15 protein-coding genes are annotated in these 15,889 nt (G+C 54.1%); 10 read left to right on the forward strand and 5 right to left on the reverse strand.

The window, feature by feature from the left end; translation table 11 throughout:
- Positions 1 to 15 precede the first annotated feature (15 nt).
- The 4 genes from gyrB to dnaA all read right to left on the reverse strand — a co-directional run bounded on the left by gyrB (position 16) and on the right by dnaA (position 6,181).
- Complete coding sequence (gene gyrB / locus H650_RS14020) at positions 16 to 2,430, reverse strand: DNA topoisomerase (ATP-hydrolyzing) subunit B (RefSeq protein WP_020455844.1); 2,415 nt, start codon at positions 2,428 to 2,430, stop codon at positions 16 to 18.
- A 28-nt stretch (positions 2,431 to 2,458) separates the two neighbouring features.
- Positions 2,459 to 3,532 carry a DNA replication/repair protein RecF gene (gene recF / locus H650_RS14025; RefSeq protein WP_017458074.1) on the reverse strand — a complete coding sequence of 358 codons (1,074 nt, stop codon included), beginning with the start codon at positions 3,530 to 3,532 and terminating at the stop codon, positions 2,459 to 2,461.
- Between the two features lie 146 nt (positions 3,533 to 3,678).
- Complete coding sequence (gene dnaN / locus H650_RS14030; RefSeq protein WP_020455845.1) at positions 3,679 to 4,779, reverse strand: DNA polymerase III subunit beta; 1,101 nt, start codon at positions 4,777 to 4,779, stop codon at positions 3,679 to 3,681.
- 4 nt (positions 4,780 to 4,783) lie between these two features.
- Positions 4,784 to 6,181: a chromosomal replication initiator protein DnaA gene (gene dnaA / locus H650_RS14035; RefSeq protein WP_017458072.1), complete on the reverse strand. Its 1,398-nt coding sequence runs from the start codon at positions 6,179 to 6,181 to the stop codon at positions 4,784 to 4,786.
- Positions 6,182 to 6,786: 605 nt separating this feature from the next.
- On the opposite strand from dnaA, the gene rpmH reads away from it, so the two are divergent.
- The 7 genes from rpmH to H650_RS14060 all read left to right on the forward strand — a co-directional run bounded on the left by rpmH (position 6,787) and on the right by H650_RS14060 (position 12,137).
- Positions 6,787 to 6,927 (forward strand): 50S ribosomal protein L34, encoded by a 141-nt coding sequence (gene rpmH, locus H650_RS24645; protein ID WP_000831330.1) that lies wholly within the window; start codon positions 6,787 to 6,789, stop codon positions 6,925 to 6,927.
- Positions 6,928 to 6,943: 16 nt separating this feature from the next.
- A complete protein-coding gene (gene rnpA / locus H650_RS14040; RefSeq protein WP_017458071.1) occupies positions 6,944 to 7,303 on the forward strand; it encodes a ribonuclease P protein component in 360 nt (119 codons plus the stop codon).
- Positions 7,267 to 7,524 carry a membrane protein insertion efficiency factor YidD gene (gene yidD, locus H650_RS24650; protein ID WP_017458070.1) on the forward strand — a complete coding sequence of 86 codons (258 nt, stop codon included), beginning with the start codon at positions 7,267 to 7,269 and terminating at the stop codon, positions 7,522 to 7,524. The genes rnpA and yidD overlap by 37 nt, the downstream gene beginning before the upstream one ends.
- A 2-nt stretch (positions 7,525 to 7,526) precedes the next feature.
- A complete protein-coding gene (gene yidC, locus H650_RS14045) occupies positions 7,527 to 9,173 on the forward strand; it encodes a membrane protein insertase YidC (protein WP_020455848.1) in 1,647 nt (548 codons plus the stop codon).
- A 72-nt stretch (positions 9,174 to 9,245) separates the two neighbouring features.
- The gene (gene mnmE, locus H650_RS14050; protein ID WP_020455849.1) at positions 9,246 to 10,610 is read left to right on the forward strand and encodes a tRNA uridine-5-carboxymethylaminomethyl(34) synthesis GTPase MnmE; all 1,365 of its coding nucleotides are present in this window, start codon (positions 9,246 to 9,248) and stop codon (positions 10,608 to 10,610) included.
- 197 nt (positions 10,611 to 10,807) lie between these two features.
- On the forward strand, positions 10,808 to 11,551 hold the full coding sequence (locus tag H650_RS14055) for a 4'-phosphopantetheinyl transferase family protein (RefSeq protein WP_020455850.1): 744 nt from the start codon (positions 10,808 to 10,810) through the stop codon (positions 11,549 to 11,551).
- 19 nt (positions 11,552 to 11,570) lie between these two features.
- Positions 11,571 to 12,137, forward strand: coding sequence for an NADPH-dependent FMN reductase (locus tag H650_RS14060; RefSeq protein WP_020455851.1), 567 nt, complete (start codon positions 11,571 to 11,573; stop codon positions 12,135 to 12,137).
- Between the two features lie 37 nt (positions 12,138 to 12,174).
- Here the strand turns inward: H650_RS14060 and H650_RS14065 are convergent, their stop codons facing one another.
- Positions 12,175 to 13,512 carry an NCS2 family permease gene (locus H650_RS14065; protein WP_020455852.1) on the reverse strand — a complete coding sequence of 446 codons (1,338 nt, stop codon included), beginning with the start codon at positions 13,510 to 13,512 and terminating at the stop codon, positions 12,175 to 12,177.
- A gap of 169 nt (positions 13,513 to 13,681) precedes the next feature.
- Between H650_RS14065 and yieH the strand changes: the two genes are divergently transcribed.
- Genes yieH through H650_RS14080 form a run of 3 tightly spaced genes read left to right on the forward strand, consistent with a single transcriptional unit; the run spans position 13,682 to position 15,888 of the window.
- Positions 13,682 to 14,347, forward strand: a complete 666-nt coding sequence (gene yieH / locus H650_RS14070) for a 6-phosphogluconate phosphatase (RefSeq protein ID WP_020455853.1) — start codon at positions 13,682 to 13,684, stop codon at positions 14,345 to 14,347.
- Positions 14,348 to 14,373: 26 nt separating this feature from the next.
- Positions 14,374 to 14,961: a PF03691 family colicin E2 tolerance protein CbrC gene (gene cbrC, locus H650_RS14075; protein ID WP_020455854.1), complete on the forward strand. Its 588-nt coding sequence runs from the start codon at positions 14,374 to 14,376 to the stop codon at positions 14,959 to 14,961.
- A 24-nt stretch (positions 14,962 to 14,985) separates the two neighbouring features.
- Positions 14,986 to 15,888, forward strand: a complete 903-nt coding sequence (locus tag H650_RS14080) for an ADP-ribosylglycohydrolase family protein (protein WP_020455855.1) — start codon at positions 14,986 to 14,988, stop codon at positions 15,886 to 15,888.
- Position 15,889 lies beyond the last annotated feature (1 nt).

The following is a 15,889-nucleotide window of genomic DNA, read 5'->3' on the forward strand; positions in this document are numbered from 1 at the left end:
AGGGGAAACAGCGGATCAGATATCGATATTCGCCGCTTTCAGGGCGTTTTCTTCGATAAAGGCGCGGCGCGGTTCAACCGCATCGCCCATCAATGTGGTGAACAGCTGGTCTGCGGCAATCGCATCTTTGACGGTCACGCGCAGCATACGGCGGCTGTCCGGATCCATAGTGGTTTCCCACAGCTGATCCGGGTTCATTTCACCCAGACCTTTATAACGCTGGATAGCGAGACCACGGCGGGACTCTTTCACCAGCCAGTCCAGCGCCTGCTCGAAGCTGGCAACCGGCTGACGGCGCTCGCCACGTTCGATAAAGGCGTCTTCTTCAATCAGACCACGCAGCTTTTCGCCCAACGCGCAGAGACGACGGTATTCGCCACCGATAATAAACTCGTTATCCAGCGGATAATCCGTGTCGACGCCGTGAGTACGCACGCGAATAATCGGCTCGAAGTGGTTCAGCTCGCTATTCACACGCACATCGTACTTCCACTGGCTACCGTGCTGCTCTTTTTCGTTCAGCTCAGTGACCAGGGCATTAACCCAGCGAGTCACTTTCTGTTCGTCGGAAAGGTCGGCTTCGGCCAGCGTCGGCTGATACACCAGCTCTTTCAGCAGCGCGCGCGGGAAACGGCGCTCCATGCGACCAATCATTTTCTGCACCGCGTTGTATTCAGCGACCAGTTTTTCCAGCGGCTCACCGGCTAACGCAGGTGCGCTGGCGTTGGTGTGCAGTGTGGCGCCATCAAGGGCGATTGCGATCTGGTACTGATCCATCGCTTCATCATCTTTGATGTACTGCTCCTGCTTGCCTTTTTTCACTTTGTACAGCGGCGGCTGCGCAATGTAGACATGGCCGCGCTCAACGATTTCCGGCATCTGACGGTAGAAGAAGGTCAGCAGCAGGGTACGGATGTGCGAACCATCGACGTCCGCATCGGTCATGATAATGATGCTGTGATAACGCAATTTATCCGGATTGTACTCATCGCGGCCGATGCCGCAGCCCAGCGCCGTGATAAGCGTCGCCACTTCCTGCGAAGAGAGCATCTTGTCGAAACGCGCTTTCTCAACGTTCAGGATTTTGCCTTTCAGCGGCAGAATCGCCTGGTTTTTACGGTTACGGCCCTGCTTCGCAGAACCGCCCGCGGAGTCCCCTTCCACCAGGTAGAGTTCGGACAGCGCCGGGTCACGCTCCTGGCAATCCGCCAGTTTGCCCGGCAGACCGGCAAGATCCAGCGCGCCTTTACGGCGGGTCATTTCACGCGCTTTACGCGCCGCTTCACGCGCACGCGCCGCATCGATAATTTTGCCGACCACGATTTTCGCGTCGGACGGGTTTTCCAGCAGATATTCACTGAGTAGTTCGTTCATCTGCTGTTCTACCGCCGATTTCACCTCAGAAGAGACCAGTTTATCTTTGGTCTGCGAGGAGAATTTCGGGTCCGGCACTTTTACAGAGACGACCGCAATCAGGCCTTCACGGGCATCATCGCCGGTAGCGCTGACTTTGGCTTTCTTGCTGTAGCCCTCTTTATCCATGTAGGCGTTCAGCGTACGGGTCATCGCCGCACGGAAACCTGCAAGGTGAGTACCGCCATCGCGTTGCGGAATGTTGTTAGTAAAGCAGTAGATGTTTTCCTGGAAACCATCGTTCCACTGCAGCGCAACTTCGACGCCGATACCGTCTTTTTCGGTGGAGAAATAGAAGATATTCGGGTGGATCGGCGTTTTGTTCTTGTTGAGGTATTCAACAAACGCCTTGATGCCGCCTTCGTAGTGGAAGTGATCTTCTTTACCATCGCGCTTGTCACGCAGTCGGATAGACACACCAGAGTTCAGGAATGACAGCTCACGCAGGCGCTTCGCCAGAATCTCATATTCGAATTCGGTAACGTTGGTGAAAGTTTCATAGCTCGGCCAGAAACGCACCATCGTCCCGGTTTTTTCGGTGTCACCGGTAACCGCCAGCGGTGCCTGCGGAACGCCGTGCTCATAAATCTGGCGGTGAACTTTGTTATCGCGCTGGATAACCAGCTCCAGTTTCTGCGACAGGGCGTTAACCACGGAAACACCCACGCCGTGCAGGCCGCCGGAAACTTTATAGGAGTTATCGTCAAACTTACCGCCTGCGTGCAAAACGGTCATGATCACTTCCGCTGCGGAAACCCCCTCTTCCGGGTGAATACCGGTCGGTATACCACGGCCATCATCCTGTACGGAGACAGAGTTATCGCTATGGATCGTGACGATAATGTCTTTACAGTACCCTGCGAGCGCTTCGTCGATAGCGTTATCTACCACCTCGAATACCATGTGGTGCAGACCGGTGCCGTCATCCGTATCGCCGATATACATACCCGGGCGCTTACGCACCGCATCCAGCCCTTTCAGGACTTTGATACTGGAGGAGTCATAAGAATTCGACATCAACGTTTCTCGCTCATTTAATCTTGGGTTAATCCGTTATTTTACCCTTTTCCACGGTGAACATCTTCGAATTTTTGTCCGACATGTCCATCACGTGATCAGCGCTGATAGCGCTGACGAAAACCTGCGACTGCGTAGCTTTTAAGCGGCTGGCTAACAGCCCGCGCTTCGCGTCATCAAGTTCTGAGGCAAAATCATCTATCAGGTATAAACAGCGTCGTCCGCTCTCGCGCGTTAAAAACTCGCCCTGCGCCAGACGCAGCGCGCACATCAGGAGTTTTAGCTGCCCGCGCGACAGCGTGTCTTCTACCGGCGCGCCGTCCGCACGAATGCGGAAATCCGCCTTGTGCGGGCCGTGCGCGGTGTAGGTCAGCATGCGGTCGCGCTCAAAATTGCGCTCCAGCACGTCGCCGTAGTCCGTCTCTTTCTCCCAGCCACGCTGAAAAGAGAACGTCAGGGAAAACTCCGGCAAAAATTGTTGGCAGGTATCCGCCATATCTTCAGCGATAGCGGTGCTGTACTCCGCACGCCAGCGACTGATTTGCTCAGCCAGCGGGATAAGTTCTTTGTCCCACGGACGAAGCTGCGCGTAGTGGCTCACCTGGCGCAACGCGGCGTTACGCTGTTTCAGCAAACGCTTGAGATTGCTCCAGGCGGTGAAAAAACCGGTTTCGTTGTGAAAGCATCCCCAGTCGAGGAACGCTCTTCGGTATTTGGGGCCGCCGTTGAGTAAAGTAAACCCCTCCGGCGTGATCAGCTGCATCGGCATCAGCAGCGCCAGCTCCGCGACTTTATGCCCGTCGGTGCCGTCAATGCGCACTTTGCTGTCGCCGAGCTTGTCTTTGGTCAGGCCAATCGCCGTTTCCCGCTCTTCGCCCTGTAAACGCCCATGCAGAACAAAAGATTCCTGCTCATGACGGATCACACGGCCGATTTGCAAACTGCGAAACGCCCGCCCATGACCGAGCGTATAGATCGCTTCCAGCACGCTGGTTTTGCCGCTGCCGTTCGCACCGACCAGGAAATTAAAGCCAGGGGAGAGCGCGAGATCCGCATTCTCGATGTTACGGAAGTCTTTAATAAGAAGGCGGGTCAGTGACATAGTTCAGAGCATCAGTCCAGGGGCGTGAGTGTCGCAGCCAGTTCGTCTACCGTCAGCGCACAGAAAGCGGAGCGTACACGAAGTACGTGAGCATTTCGAGCACTGCCGGAAGGCGAAATGGCAAGTAAACCAGCCCCTTTTAATCACTACAAACGCATGGGCATGACAACATAGGCTGCGCTTTGACTCGCCGCATCCTCAATCTGCACACTCGAAACCGAATCGGTCAGCAGAATGCGCACATTTTCGCATTTCAGCGCATTCAGTACGTCCAGCACGTAGCTGACGTTAAAGCCGATTTCCATTTCGCTCCCGCCGTAGGTGACGTCGAGAAACTCTTCCGCTTCTTCCTGCTCCGGGTTGTTGGCGGTGATTTTGATCTGATTCTCACTGACATACAGACGCACGCCGCGGAATTTCTCGTTAGAGAGGATCGCCGCGCGGGCAAATGCTTGTTTCAGCGAATCGCAACCCGCTTCGAGGGTCTTGTCCGGGTTTTTCGGCAATACGCGGCGATAATCCGGGAAACGGCCATCAACCAGCTTGGAGGTAAAAATGAAATCGCCAACGTGCGCACGGATGTTATTGCTGCCAATCTGCACGCGCAGCGGCATATCACCGCCGTCGAGCATACGCATCAGCTCAATCACCCCTTTACGCGGCACGATCACCGAATGATTCGGCAGCGCCTGACCAATCGGCATTGAGCAGACTGCCAGACGGTGACCATCAGTCGCAACCGTACGCAGCTCTTCGCCTTCGGTTTCAAACAGCATGCCGTTTAAGTAGTAACGCACATCCTGATGCGCCATCGAAAACTGCGTCGCTTCGATCAGGCGTTTCATGGTGGCCTGCGGAAGCGTGAACTCCACTTCGCTTTGCCAGTCGTCCAGATTCGGGAAATCAGCAGCAGGCAGAGTGGAAAGAGAGAAACGGCTGCGCCCGGAACGGATCAACATACGCTCGCCTTCCAGCTGCACAGCGATTTCAGCGCCTTCCGGCAGACCGCGACAGATGTCGAAGAATTTACGCGCCGGTACGGTGGTCGCTCCCTGTTCATGCGGCTGGACTAATGCAAGACGCGCCACCATCTCCATTTCGAGATCGGTGCCGGTCAGCGACAACGCGCCTTCAGTAACCTGAAGCAGCAGATTACCGAGGATAGGCAACGTCGGACGTCCGCCCAGCGGGCCGCTAACCTGTTGCAGCGGCTTTAATAAGTGTTCACGTTCAACGGTAAATTTCATAGCGTCACGAAGATAATGTTCTGATTAAATTGGAAAAATCTTCTTTGATATCATGGCTTTCTTCACGCAACTGCTCAATCTTACGGCAGGCGTGCAGCACGGTAGTATGGTCGCGACCACCAAATGCATCGCCGATTTCCGGCAGACTGTGGTTGGTCAGCTCCTTTGCCAGCGCCATCGCCATCTGACGCGGGCGGGCTACCGAACGGGATCGACGCTTCGACAGCAGATCCGCTACCTTGATCTTGTAATACTCCGCCACCGTCTTCTGAATATTGTCGATGGTGACCAGTTTTTCCTGCAACGCCAGCAAATCGCGTAGCGCCTCACGGACAAAATCGATAGTAATCGCACGACCAGTAAAGTTGGCGTTGGCGATAACGCGGTTCAGCGCCCCTTCCAGCTCACGCACGTTAGAGCGCAGGCGCTTAGCAATAAAGAAGGCCACTTCACCCGGCAGACGAATATCGTTTTCATCGGCCTTTTTCATCAGGATCGCGACGCGAGTTTCCAGCTCCGGCGGCTCGATCGCCACCGTTAACCCCCAGCCGAAGCGGGATTTCAGACGATCCTCAACCCCGTTGATCTCTTTTGGATAACGATCCGACGTCAAAATGATCTGCTGATTGCCTTCAAGTAAGGCGTTAAAGGTGTGGAAAAACTCTTCCTGGGATCGTTCTTTATTGGCAAAGAATTGAATATCGTCGATCAGCAGGGCGTCAACGGAGCGGTAGTAGCGTTTAAACTCTTCGATCGCATTGTTTTGCAGGGCTTTTACCATGTCCTGGACAAAACGCTCGGAGTGCATATACACCACTTTAGCGTTGGGCTTTCGCGCCACAATGCCGTTACCCACCGCATGCAACAAGTGCGTTTTACCGAGACCGGTTCCACCATATAAAAACAATGGGTTATACGCACCGCCGGGGTTGTCCGCTACCTGACGAGCCGCCGCACGAGCAAGCTGGTTAGACTTACCTTCAACGAAGTTATCAAAGGTATGTTTCACGTTAACGTTTGAGCGGTAGGTCGGTTCCGCTGGCGCCGGGACATTATCCCAGCCAGGGCGAGCTGCCGGTGCCGCACGCTGCACAACTACTTGCGCCGCCTGCGCGGGCGCAGCGACAACAGCAGGTTCTTTCAGGGTCTGGCTAACCGGGCGGGTGCCCACTTCAAAACGCAGCTGCGGAACATCCGTGCCGCAGAAGTCATTCAGCAGCCCGTTGATATTATTAAGGTATTTGTCCCTAACCCAGTCGAGGACAAAACGGTTTGGCGCATACAAAGCCAGCGTGTTATCGCTCAGTTCCGCCTGCAATGGGCGTATCCACATACTAAATTCTGTGGCTGGTAACTCATCCTGCAATCGGGCAAGACACTGCTGCCAAAGCGAAAGTGACACGGCGGACTCCACTCGAACGAAAATCGATAAATAGTAAAGACAGAAACATTAATGTTTTTTGACACACGTCGATAAGACCCAACCGGGTGACGTGCGAACCGCTATTTACGGTTTTTTGCCCTGCTCACGATCCTGGATCGCGATCGGGACCGCGGATCATAGCGTAAACCGCGGCAGAGATCTTGTGTTTCTCACAGATTCTTCACTATTTATCCACAGGGCGATTCGGAATCGGGTAAGTGTAAACGATCCAACCAGACGTGCGAGACGATTTACGCCGCATATTGGAAAATTTAATGAGTAACGCCGATTTATTGCTTAAACGATCTAATGAAGATCCTGGAGGATCCTTGCGCTTTGCTGTTGGCTCCGTATAATTCTGCCCCCGGCGCGTATTGCTCTTGTTGGGCGTCGAATGCTGCTTATTTTTTGTGCGAATCTGTGCAAAAATAGGAGCGCAATAAGGAAAGAGAATTGACTCCGGAGTGTACAATTATTACAATCCGGCCTCTTTAATTACCCATGGCTTGCGCGCCAGTCGTTCGATATCCGTTCAGGCATACGCAAAAGTCAGTGAATTTATTCAAGTTTAGGTAGAAACCGCCATGAAACGCACTTTTCAACCGTCTGTACTGAAGCGCAACCGTTCTCACGGCTTCCGTGCTCGTATGGCTACTAAAAATGGTCGCCAGGTTCTGGCTCGTCGTCGCGCTAAAGGCCGCGCACGTCTGACCGTTTCCAAGTAATAAAGCTAACCCCTGAGTGGTTAAGCTCGCTTTTCCCAGGGAGTTACGTTTGTTAACTCCCACTCATTTCACTTTCGTCTTCCAGCAGCCACAACGGGCTGGCACGCCGCAAATCACCATCCTCGGCCGCCTGAATTCGCTGGGGCATCCCCGTATCGGTCTTACCGTCGCCAAAAAAAACGTCAAACGCGCCCATGAACGCAATCGGATTAAACGTCTGACGCGTGAAAGTTTCCGTTTACGCCAGCATGAACTGCCGGCAATGGATTTTGTGGTGGTGGCGAAGAAAGGGGTTGCCGACCTCGATAACCGTGCTCTCTCGGAAGCGTTGGAAAAATTATGGCGCCGCCATTGTCGCCTGGCTCAAGGGTCCTGATAGCCCTCATTCGGGTCTATCAACGCCTGATTAGTCCGCTACTCGGGCCGCACTGCCGTTTCACCCCAACCTGCTCTCACTATGGAATTGAGGCATTGCGCAGGTTTGGAGTGATAAAAGGCAGTTGGTTGACAGTGAAACGCGTATTAAAATGCCACCCTTTACACCCGGGTGGAGACGATCCCGTCCCGCCAGGACCTTCTAAAACCAGAGAACACTAACGATGGATTCGCAACGCAATCTTTTTATCATCGCTTTGTTGTTCGTGTCTTTCATGATCTGGCAAACGTGGGAGAAGGATAAAAATCCTCCTCCGGCGCAGCAGCAGACCACGCAGACTACGACCACCGCAGCGGGTAACGCAGCCGACCAGGGCGTTCCGGCCAGTGGCCAGGGGAAACTGATTACGGTTAAAACCGATGTGCTCGAGCTGACCATCAACACCCGTGGTGGTGATGTTGAGCAGGCACTGCTTCCGGCTTACCCGAAAGAGCTGGGTTCCAGCGAGCCGTTCCAGCTGTTGGAAACCACCCCGCAGTTTATCTATCAGGCGCAGAGTGGCCTGACAGGTCGTGATGGCCCGGATAACCCGGCGAACGGCCCACGTCCGCTGTATAACGTGGAAAAAGATGCGTTTGTGCTGGCTGATGGCCAGAACGAGCTGGCTATCCCGCTGACCTATACCGATGCGGCTGGCAACACCTTCACCAAAGTCTTCACCCTGAAACGCGGTGAATACACGGTGAACGTCGGCTATAACGTGCAGAACGCCAGCGAAAAACCGCTGGAAGTGGCAGCCTTCGGTCAGTTGAAGCAATCCATCAATTTACCGACTCACCGTGATACCGGCAGCAGCAACTTTGCGTTGCATACTTTCCGCGGTGCGGCTTACTCGACGCCAGACGCGAAGTACGAGAAATACAAATTCGACACCATCGCCGATAACGAAAACCTGAACGTCAGCTCCAATGGCGGCTGGGTTGCGATGCTGCAACAGTATTTCGCTACGGCGTGGATCCCGAGCAGCAACAGTGCCAATAACTTCTACACCAGCAATCTGGGTAATGGCGTGGCCGCTATCGGCTACAAATCCCAGCCGGTTATTGTTCAGCCTGGTCAGACTACCGCGCTAAACAGCACCCTGTGGGTTGGCCCGGAGATTCAGGACAAAATGGCTGCTGCGGCACCGCACCTGGATCTGACCGTGGATTACGGCTGGTTATGGTTCATCTCTCAGCCGCTGTTCAAACTGCTGAAATGGATCCATAGCTTCCTCGGCAACTGGGGCTTCGCCATCATCGCCATCACCTTTATCGTACGTGGCATCATGTACCCGCTGACGAAAGCGCAGTACACCTCCATGGCGAAAATGCGCATGCTGCAGCCGAAAATTCAGGCGATGCGTGAGCGTTTAGGCGATGACAAACAGCGTATGAGCCAGGAAATGATGGCGATGTACAAAGCGGAGAAAGTGAACCCACTGGGTGGCTGTTTCCCGCTGCTGATTCAGATGCCAATCTTCCTCGCGCTGTACTACATGCTGATGGGTTCCGTTGAGCTGCGCCACGCGCCGTTCGCCCTGTGGATCCACGACTTGTCCGCGCAAGACCCGTACTACATCCTGCCGATCCTGATGGGCGTAACGATGTTCTTCATTCAGAAGATGTCGCCGACCACCGTGACCGACCCGATGCAGCAGAAGATCATGACCTTTATGCCGGTCATCTTCACGGTGTTCTTCCTGTGGTTCCCGTCAGGTCTGGTGCTGTACTATATCGTCAGCAACCTGGTGACCATTATTCAGCAGCAGCTGATTTACCGTGGTCTGGAGAAACGTGGTTTGCATAGCCGCGAGAAGAAAAGCTCCTGACAGTAAGTCATAGCTCTACGGAAGGCGGTCAACTGACCGCCTTTCTTATTTTGAGATTTCGGAAAATAAACCATGAACCACAACGACACGATTGTCGCCCAGGCAACCCCACCGGGACGCGGTGGCGTGGGCATCCTGCGTATTTCAGGCAGCAAAGCACGCGATGTAGCGCAGGCGGTGCTGGGCAAGCTACCGAAACCGCGTTATGCCGACTATCTGCCGTTTATGGATGTCGACGGCACCGCACTGGACCAGGGCATTGCGCTGTGGTTCCCCGGCCCGAATTCTTTCACCGGTGAAGACGTGCTGGAGCTGCAAGGCCACGGCGGCCCGGTGATCCTCGATCTGCTGTTAAAACGCATCCTGACGCTGCCAGGGCTGCGTATCGCCAATCCTGGCGAGTTCTCTGAGCGCGCATTCCTTAACGACAAGCTCGACCTGGCGCAGGCTGAGGCAATTGCCGACCTGATTGATGCCAGCTCTGAGCAGGCGGCACGTTCGGCGGTTAACTCATTGCAGGGCGCATTTTCCGCCCGCGTGAATCACCTGGTGGAAGCACTTACTCACCTGCGCATCTACGTCGAAGCGGCAATTGACTTTCCGGATGAGGAGATCGATTTCCTCTCCGACGGCAAAATCGAAGCGCAACTGAATAACGTTATCGCCGATCTGGACGCCGTACGCGCCGAAGCGCGCCAGGGCAGCCTGCTGCGCGAAGGGATGAAGGTCGTTATTGCCGGACGCCCAAATGCCGGAAAATCGAGCCTGCTGAATGCGCTGGCCGGACGCGAAGCGGCAATCGTTACCGAGATCGCCGGCACCACTCGCGACGTACTGCGCGAACATATTCATATCGATGGTATGCCGCTGCATATTATCGATACTGCCGGGTTGCGCGAAGCCAGCGACGAAGTGGAACGCATTGGCATCGAACGCGCCTGGCAGGAGATCGAACAAGCCGACCGAGTGCTGTTTATGGTGGATGGCACCACTACCGATGCCGTTGACCCGGCGGCGATCTGGCCCGATTTTATTGCCCGTTTGCCAGCAAAACTACCGATTACCGTGGTACGCAATAAAGCGGACGTGACCGGAGAACCGCCTGGCATCAGTGAAGTGAATAATCACTCACTGGTTCGCCTTTCAGCGCGAACCAGTGAAGGTGTGGAGGTGTTACGCCAGCATCTTAAACAGAGCATGGGTTTTGACACCAACATGGAGGGCGGCTTCCTCGCGCGTCGTCGTCATTTACAAGCGCTGGAAACGGCCGCAGAGCATTTGCAACAGGGCAAAGCACAGCTGTTAGGTGCATGGGCAGGTGAATTACTTGCCGAAGAGCTACGCCTGGCACAGCAGAACTTAAGTGAAATCACCGGCGAGTTTACCTCGGACGACTTGCTGGGGCGCATTTTCTCAAGTTTCTGTATTGGTAAGTAATGACATGGCGGCCGTTTTAACGGCCGTTTGTGTTACTACGGTGGATTTTCCTAAAGTGTTTCGGATCAGCGAAAGAAAGTGTAAATATCCCCGTTAGGACTTTTCAGATACGAATTTCCGCATTAAAACCTATGCAGTATGGGCGATAATATTGATTATCGATTCGATCAACTCAGACCATTATCACGGAGAGAAAAATGGCGACGCACTTTGCTAGAGGGATTCTGTCAGAAGGGCATCTCATTTCTACCCGATTACCACTAACCTGCCACGATACGGCGCGCCAGCTTCCTGAACACCGCCGCTCACGCTTTCTCGCTTCCCGCGCGTTACTCGCCGAAATGCTGTTTATGCTGTACGGCGCGAGTGAACTGCCGGAAATAGAAGTTGAGCCAAGCGGAAGACCGAGGTTTGTCGACAGCAGCCTGCCGCACTTCTCACTGGCGTATGCCGGGAACATGGTCGGTGTGGCTATCACCACCGAAGGCGAATGCGGGCTGGATATGGAGTTACAGCGCGCAACACGGAGTTTTCATAGCCCGCACGGCCATAAACACACGTTCACCAATAATGAACAGTTGTGGATCAACAACCAAAACGATGCTAACGAAGCGCAAACCCAGCTTTTGACCATTCGCCAGAGCGTAATGAAATTGCTGCACCAGATGCAGGATGAGCCGGGCCAGCTACAGTTGTTGCCAGGCTCTGGGCGTCTTCGCACTGCGCAACTGTCGCAGGTGGAAGTGATGTGTGACGCGGAAGATGTATTGATTTGGTCGGTCGCCGTGAGCCCGGCAATCGAAAGCCTGAAGATCTGGGAATTCGACAGTCAAAAAGGGTGGCGTTATCTTTCTGATGTGCAAACGCGCGCTAACGATCCCGCATCCCGCTTAATGCGATTCACCAGCCTGCCTGCGGAAAAAGCGCTGATCCTTAATTGATCCCTACACAGGAGTCATTATGTCTGCTGAACTTAAGGTTGTGACACTTCTCGGAAGCCTGCGCAAAGGCTCATTCAATGCCATGGTTGCACGCACGTTACCGAAACTCGCTCCGGCAGGAATGGAAGTAACGCCGCTACCTTCTATTGCTGATATTCCGCTGTATGACGCTGATATTCAGCAAGAAGAAGGTTTCCCGCAAAGTGTGGAAGCGATCGCGGCACAAATCCGCGCTGCGGACGGCGTGGTCATTGTGACGCCTGAGTATAACTACTCCGTGCCTGGCGGCCTGAAGAACGCCATCGACTGGTTATCGCGTCTGCCTGAGCAACCGCTGGCTGGAAAACCGGTGTTGATCCAGACCAGTTCAATGGGCGCGATTGGTGGTGCTCGCTGCCAGTATCACTTACGCCAGATCCTGGTATTCCTGGATGCGATGGTAATGAACAAGCCGGAGTTTATGGGCGGCGTGATCCAGAACAAGGTGGATCAGCAAACAGGAGAAGTGGTTGATCAAAGTACGCTCGACCATTTGACCGGGCAGCTAACGGCGTTTGGTGATTATATTCAGCGCGTTAAGCGGTAATGGTAAATCCCTCTCCCTTGCGGGAGAGGGAGAAAGATTAATGCGCGTCAATAAAGATGATTTTCAGCAGGAACAACACCGCAACCACCAGAACACACGGGCTCAGATCGCGCAGACGGCCAGTGCCGATCTTCATCACACAGTAAGAGATAAAGCCGAGCGCAATACCTTCAGTAATTGAGAAGCTAAACGGCATCATCACGGCAGTGATGAATGCAGGCACGGCTTCTGTCATATCTTCCCATTTCACGCGCGCCAGGCTGGATGTCATCAGCACACCAACGTAAATCAGCGCACCAGCAGCGGCATAAGCCGGAACCATGCCCGCCAGCGGCGACAGGAAGATAACCAGCAAGAACAGCAGACCAACCACCACTGCGGTCAGGCCGGTACGCCCACCGACAGAGACACCCGAAGACGATTCGATATAAGCCGTCACGGAAGAGGTGCCGATAAACGAACCTGTCACTGAAGAGATGCTGTCAACGAACAGCGCCTGCTTCATGCGCGGGAATTTGCCGCTCTCATCCACCAGCCCGGCTTTATCCGTCACGCCAATCAGCGTACCGGAAGAGTCGAACAGGTTAACCAGCATAAACGAGAAAATCACACCCGCCAGACCGATATTAAACGAACCGGCCAGATCAACGTTGCCGACAACGGACGCCACGCTCGGCGGCGCGGAAACGATGCCGTGGTACTGCACATCACCCATCAGCCAGCCCAGCAGCGTTGTCACAACGATAGAGATCAGCACCGCGGCGTGAATGTTGCGCGACGCCAGAATCGCGATGATAAAGAAACCGAGCACACCCAGCAGAACACTGTGAGACGTCAGGTTGCCAATGCTCACCAGCGTCTCTTTGTTGGCGACGATAACACCGGCGTTTTTCAGCCCCATCATGCCAATAAACAAACCGATACCGCTGGTAATACCAACACGCAGGCTCACCGGGATATTGGCAATCATCCAGTAACGAACGCGGAAAATAGTCAGCAGCAGCAAACCGACCGCGCCCCAGAAAATTGCGCCCATGCCAATCTGCCAGGAGAGGCCCATCGCGCCAACGACCACGAACGCAAAGAAAGCATTCAGGCCCATGGCCGGCGCCAGTGCGACCGGCAAATTCGCCACCAGCCCCATCAGAATGCTGCCAAAAGCAGCAATCAGGCAGGTTGTCACAAATACTGCGCTGGTATCCATTCCGGCGACGCCCAGAATCTGGGGGTTAACAAAAACGATATACACCATCGTCAAAAACGTCGTGAAACCGGCGATCACCTCAGTGCGTGCCGAAGTGCCGTGCTCGCGCAGTTTAAACACGCGGTCAAGCAACCCCTGGCCTGAAGCCTGGGTAGTGTGTTGTTGGCTCATTATCAATTTCCGGAATAGGAGGGAAAATTCGTCGCTATCCTATACCAAAATGAGACAATGTTGACGGTTATCACACACTTTTTTTCATTGAATTTGCTTATACGGCAACGATTGCGTCCCGTAATCTGCGTTAAGTAAACGTTAAACTTGCAATAAAACAGGAAACGGCATGTCCCACATTGAAGCGGTATTTTTCGACTGTGACGGCACCCTGGTCGACAGTGAAGTAATTTGTTCCCGCGCGTACGTGCATATGTTTGAAACGTTTGGTATTTCGCTCGATCTGAACGAGGTTTTTAAACGATTTAAAGGTATGAAACTGTATGAAATCATCGATGTTATCGGCGAGGAGTACGGTAAACCGCTGGATAAAAGCGCGCTGGAGCCGGTGTACCGCGCGGAAGTAGCGCGTCTGTTTGACAGCGAGCTGGAAGTGATTGCCGGAGCGAATGCATTGCTGGACGCGGTGGCGATTCCGATGTGCGTCGTGTCTAATGGCCCCGTCAGCAAAATGCAACACTCTTTGGGCAAACTTGGAATGCTACATCACTTTCCTGAAAAACTGTTTAGCGGCTATGACATCCAACGCTGGAAGCCCGATCCGGCGATAATGTACCATGCAGCTAAAGCGCTTAATGTCGATCCGGCAAACTGTATTCTGGTGGATGATTCCACCGCCGGGGCGCAATCTGGTATCGCGGCAGGGATGGAAGTATTTTACTTCTGCGCCGATCCGCATAACAAACCCATCGACCACCCAAAAGTGACTATGTTCACTGACCTGGCGCAGTTGCCAGAGCTGTGGCGCGCTCGCGGGTGGCATGTTACGCGTTAATCTAAACCACTAAACAGGATGTTTTTATGGCCCAGACACATCGCCCTCTACCGGTATTTAAATATCACCCGCAGCCTCTGGAAACCGGGGTGTTCTCTGAAGACAAAACGGTCACCTGCGCCTGCTGTCAGCAGCCGACCAATGTCTACTACACCAATCCGTTCTATACCCAACAAGATGTCGATTATCTCTGCCCATGGTGTATTGCTGACGGTGCGGCCGCAGAGAAATTTGGCGGCAGCTTTCAGGATGAATCCTCTCTGGAGGGTATAGAAAGCGAGTTCGACGACGAAGGCGAATTTACCGGTTTTAAAAATCCCTGGCCGGAAGCCAGCGTGATTGAATTAACCGAAAGAACGCCGGGATATTGTGGCTGGCAGCAGGAGTTCTGGCTGGCGCACTGTAATGATTTTTGCGCCTTCGAGGGTTACGTTGGCTGGAAAGAGATTGCCGACAAGCTGGACCAATTTGCCGATCTGCGGGCCGACTGCGATGCTTTCGGCATTGATTACGAGAAGCTCCCCGAATACCTGCTCGACGGCGGTGATTGCCAGGGTTATCTCTTCCGCTGCCTGCATTGCGGGAAACTTCGCTTGTGGGCCGATTTATCCTGATGGAGAACGACAGGAGCACAACAGATGCCTGAATTACTTGCACGTTACCAGGGTTGCCTGCTCGGGCTGGCCGCAGGTGATGCAGTTGGTACCACGGTGGAGTTCAGCGCGAAGGACTCCTTTCCACCCGTGAAGGGGATGGAAGGCGGCGGCCCGTTTCATTTACAGGCCGGGCAGTGGACTGACGATACCTCAATGGCGCTGTGCCTTGCGGAAAGCCTGGTCACCTGTAACGGGTTTGACGCAAAGGATCAGATGAACCGTTATCTGAACTGGTGGAAGTGGGGCTATTTAAGCTCTACAGGTCACTGTTTTGATATCGGCATGACCGTTGCCAGCGCGCTGCAGAAGTTCGCCAATAATGGCGAGCCGTTTGCCGGTTCCAGCAACCCGCGAACGGCCGGCAACGGCTCACTGATGCGTCTGGCGCCTGTGGTACTGTGGTTCTTTCCGGATCAAGCGCAAGTGCTGGAATATGCACAAGCCTCTTCACGCACGACGCACGCAGCGCCGGAAGCACTCGCCAGCTGCCGTCTGTTCGCACAACAGCTTATGAATGCCTTACAGGGCAAAAGTAAGCAGGAAACGCTGACCGATATCGCGCAGTTGCCGGAGCAGGAAAACCTGCGCCACATCGCTGAGGGTTGCTATCTGCAAAAAAACCGGGCGGAGATTTTTGGTACCGGTTACTGCGTGCAGAGCCTGGAAGCGGCGCTGTGGTGTTTCGCCAAAGGTAACGACTTTGAAGAAACCATCCTGCTGGCCACCAACCTCGGCGATGATGCGGATACTACCGCCGCCATTGCCGGACAACTGGCTGGTGCGTTCTACGGGGTAAACGGCATTCCGCAAACGTGGCGTGACAAACTCTGGCAGTATGAGGATATCGATAGGCTGGCAAGAAAGCTGCTGGCAAAATCGGCCTGAA

The organism is Enterobacter sp. R4-368 (assembly GCF_000410515.1).
Classification (GTDB): Bacteria; Pseudomonadota; Gammaproteobacteria; order Enterobacterales; family Enterobacteriaceae; genus Kosakonia.

Bases quoted from the DNA above. Each gene is read 5' to 3' on its own strand.
- yidD (WP_017458070.1), top strand. From the start codon at position 7,267: ATGGCGCCGCCATTGTCGCCTGGCTCAAGGGTCCTGATAGCCCTCATT.
- rpmH (WP_000831330.1), top strand. From the start codon at position 6,787: ATGAAACGCACTTTTCAACCGTCTGTACTGAAGCGCAACCGTTCTCAC.
- H650_RS14060 (WP_020455851.1), top strand. From the start codon at position 11,571: ATGTCTGCTGAACTTAAGGTTGTGACACTTCTCGGAAGCCTGCGCAAA.
- H650_RS14055 (WP_020455850.1), top strand. From the start codon at position 10,808: ATGGCGACGCACTTTGCTAGAGGGATTCTGTCAGAAGGGCATCTCATT.
- yieH (WP_020455853.1), top strand. From the start codon at position 13,682: ATGTCCCACATTGAAGCGGTATTTTTCGACTGTGACGGCACCCTGGTC.
- cbrC (WP_020455854.1), top strand. From the start codon at position 14,374: ATGGCCCAGACACATCGCCCTCTACCGGTATTTAAATATCACCCGCAG.
- mnmE (WP_020455849.1), top strand. From the start codon at position 9,246: ATGAACCACAACGACACGATTGTCGCCCAGGCAACCCCACCGGGACGC.
- H650_RS14080 (WP_020455855.1), top strand. From the start codon at position 14,986: ATGCCTGAATTACTTGCACGTTACCAGGGTTGCCTGCTCGGGCTGGCC.
- dnaN (WP_020455845.1), bottom strand. From the start codon at position 4,779: ATGAAATTTACCGTTGAACGTGAACACTTATTAAAGCCGCTGCAACAG.
- recF (WP_017458074.1), bottom strand. From the start codon at position 3,532: ATGTCACTGACCCGCCTTCTTATTAAAGACTTCCGTAACATCGAGAAT.
- yidC (WP_020455848.1), top strand. From the start codon at position 7,527: ATGGATTCGCAACGCAATCTTTTTATCATCGCTTTGTTGTTCGTGTCT.
- gyrB (WP_020455844.1), bottom strand. From the start codon at position 2,430: ATGTCGAATTCTTATGACTCCTCCAGTATCAAAGTCCTGAAAGGGCTG.
- H650_RS14065 (WP_020455852.1), bottom strand. From the start codon at position 13,512: ATGAGCCAACAACACACTACCCAGGCTTCAGGCCAGGGGTTGCTTGAC.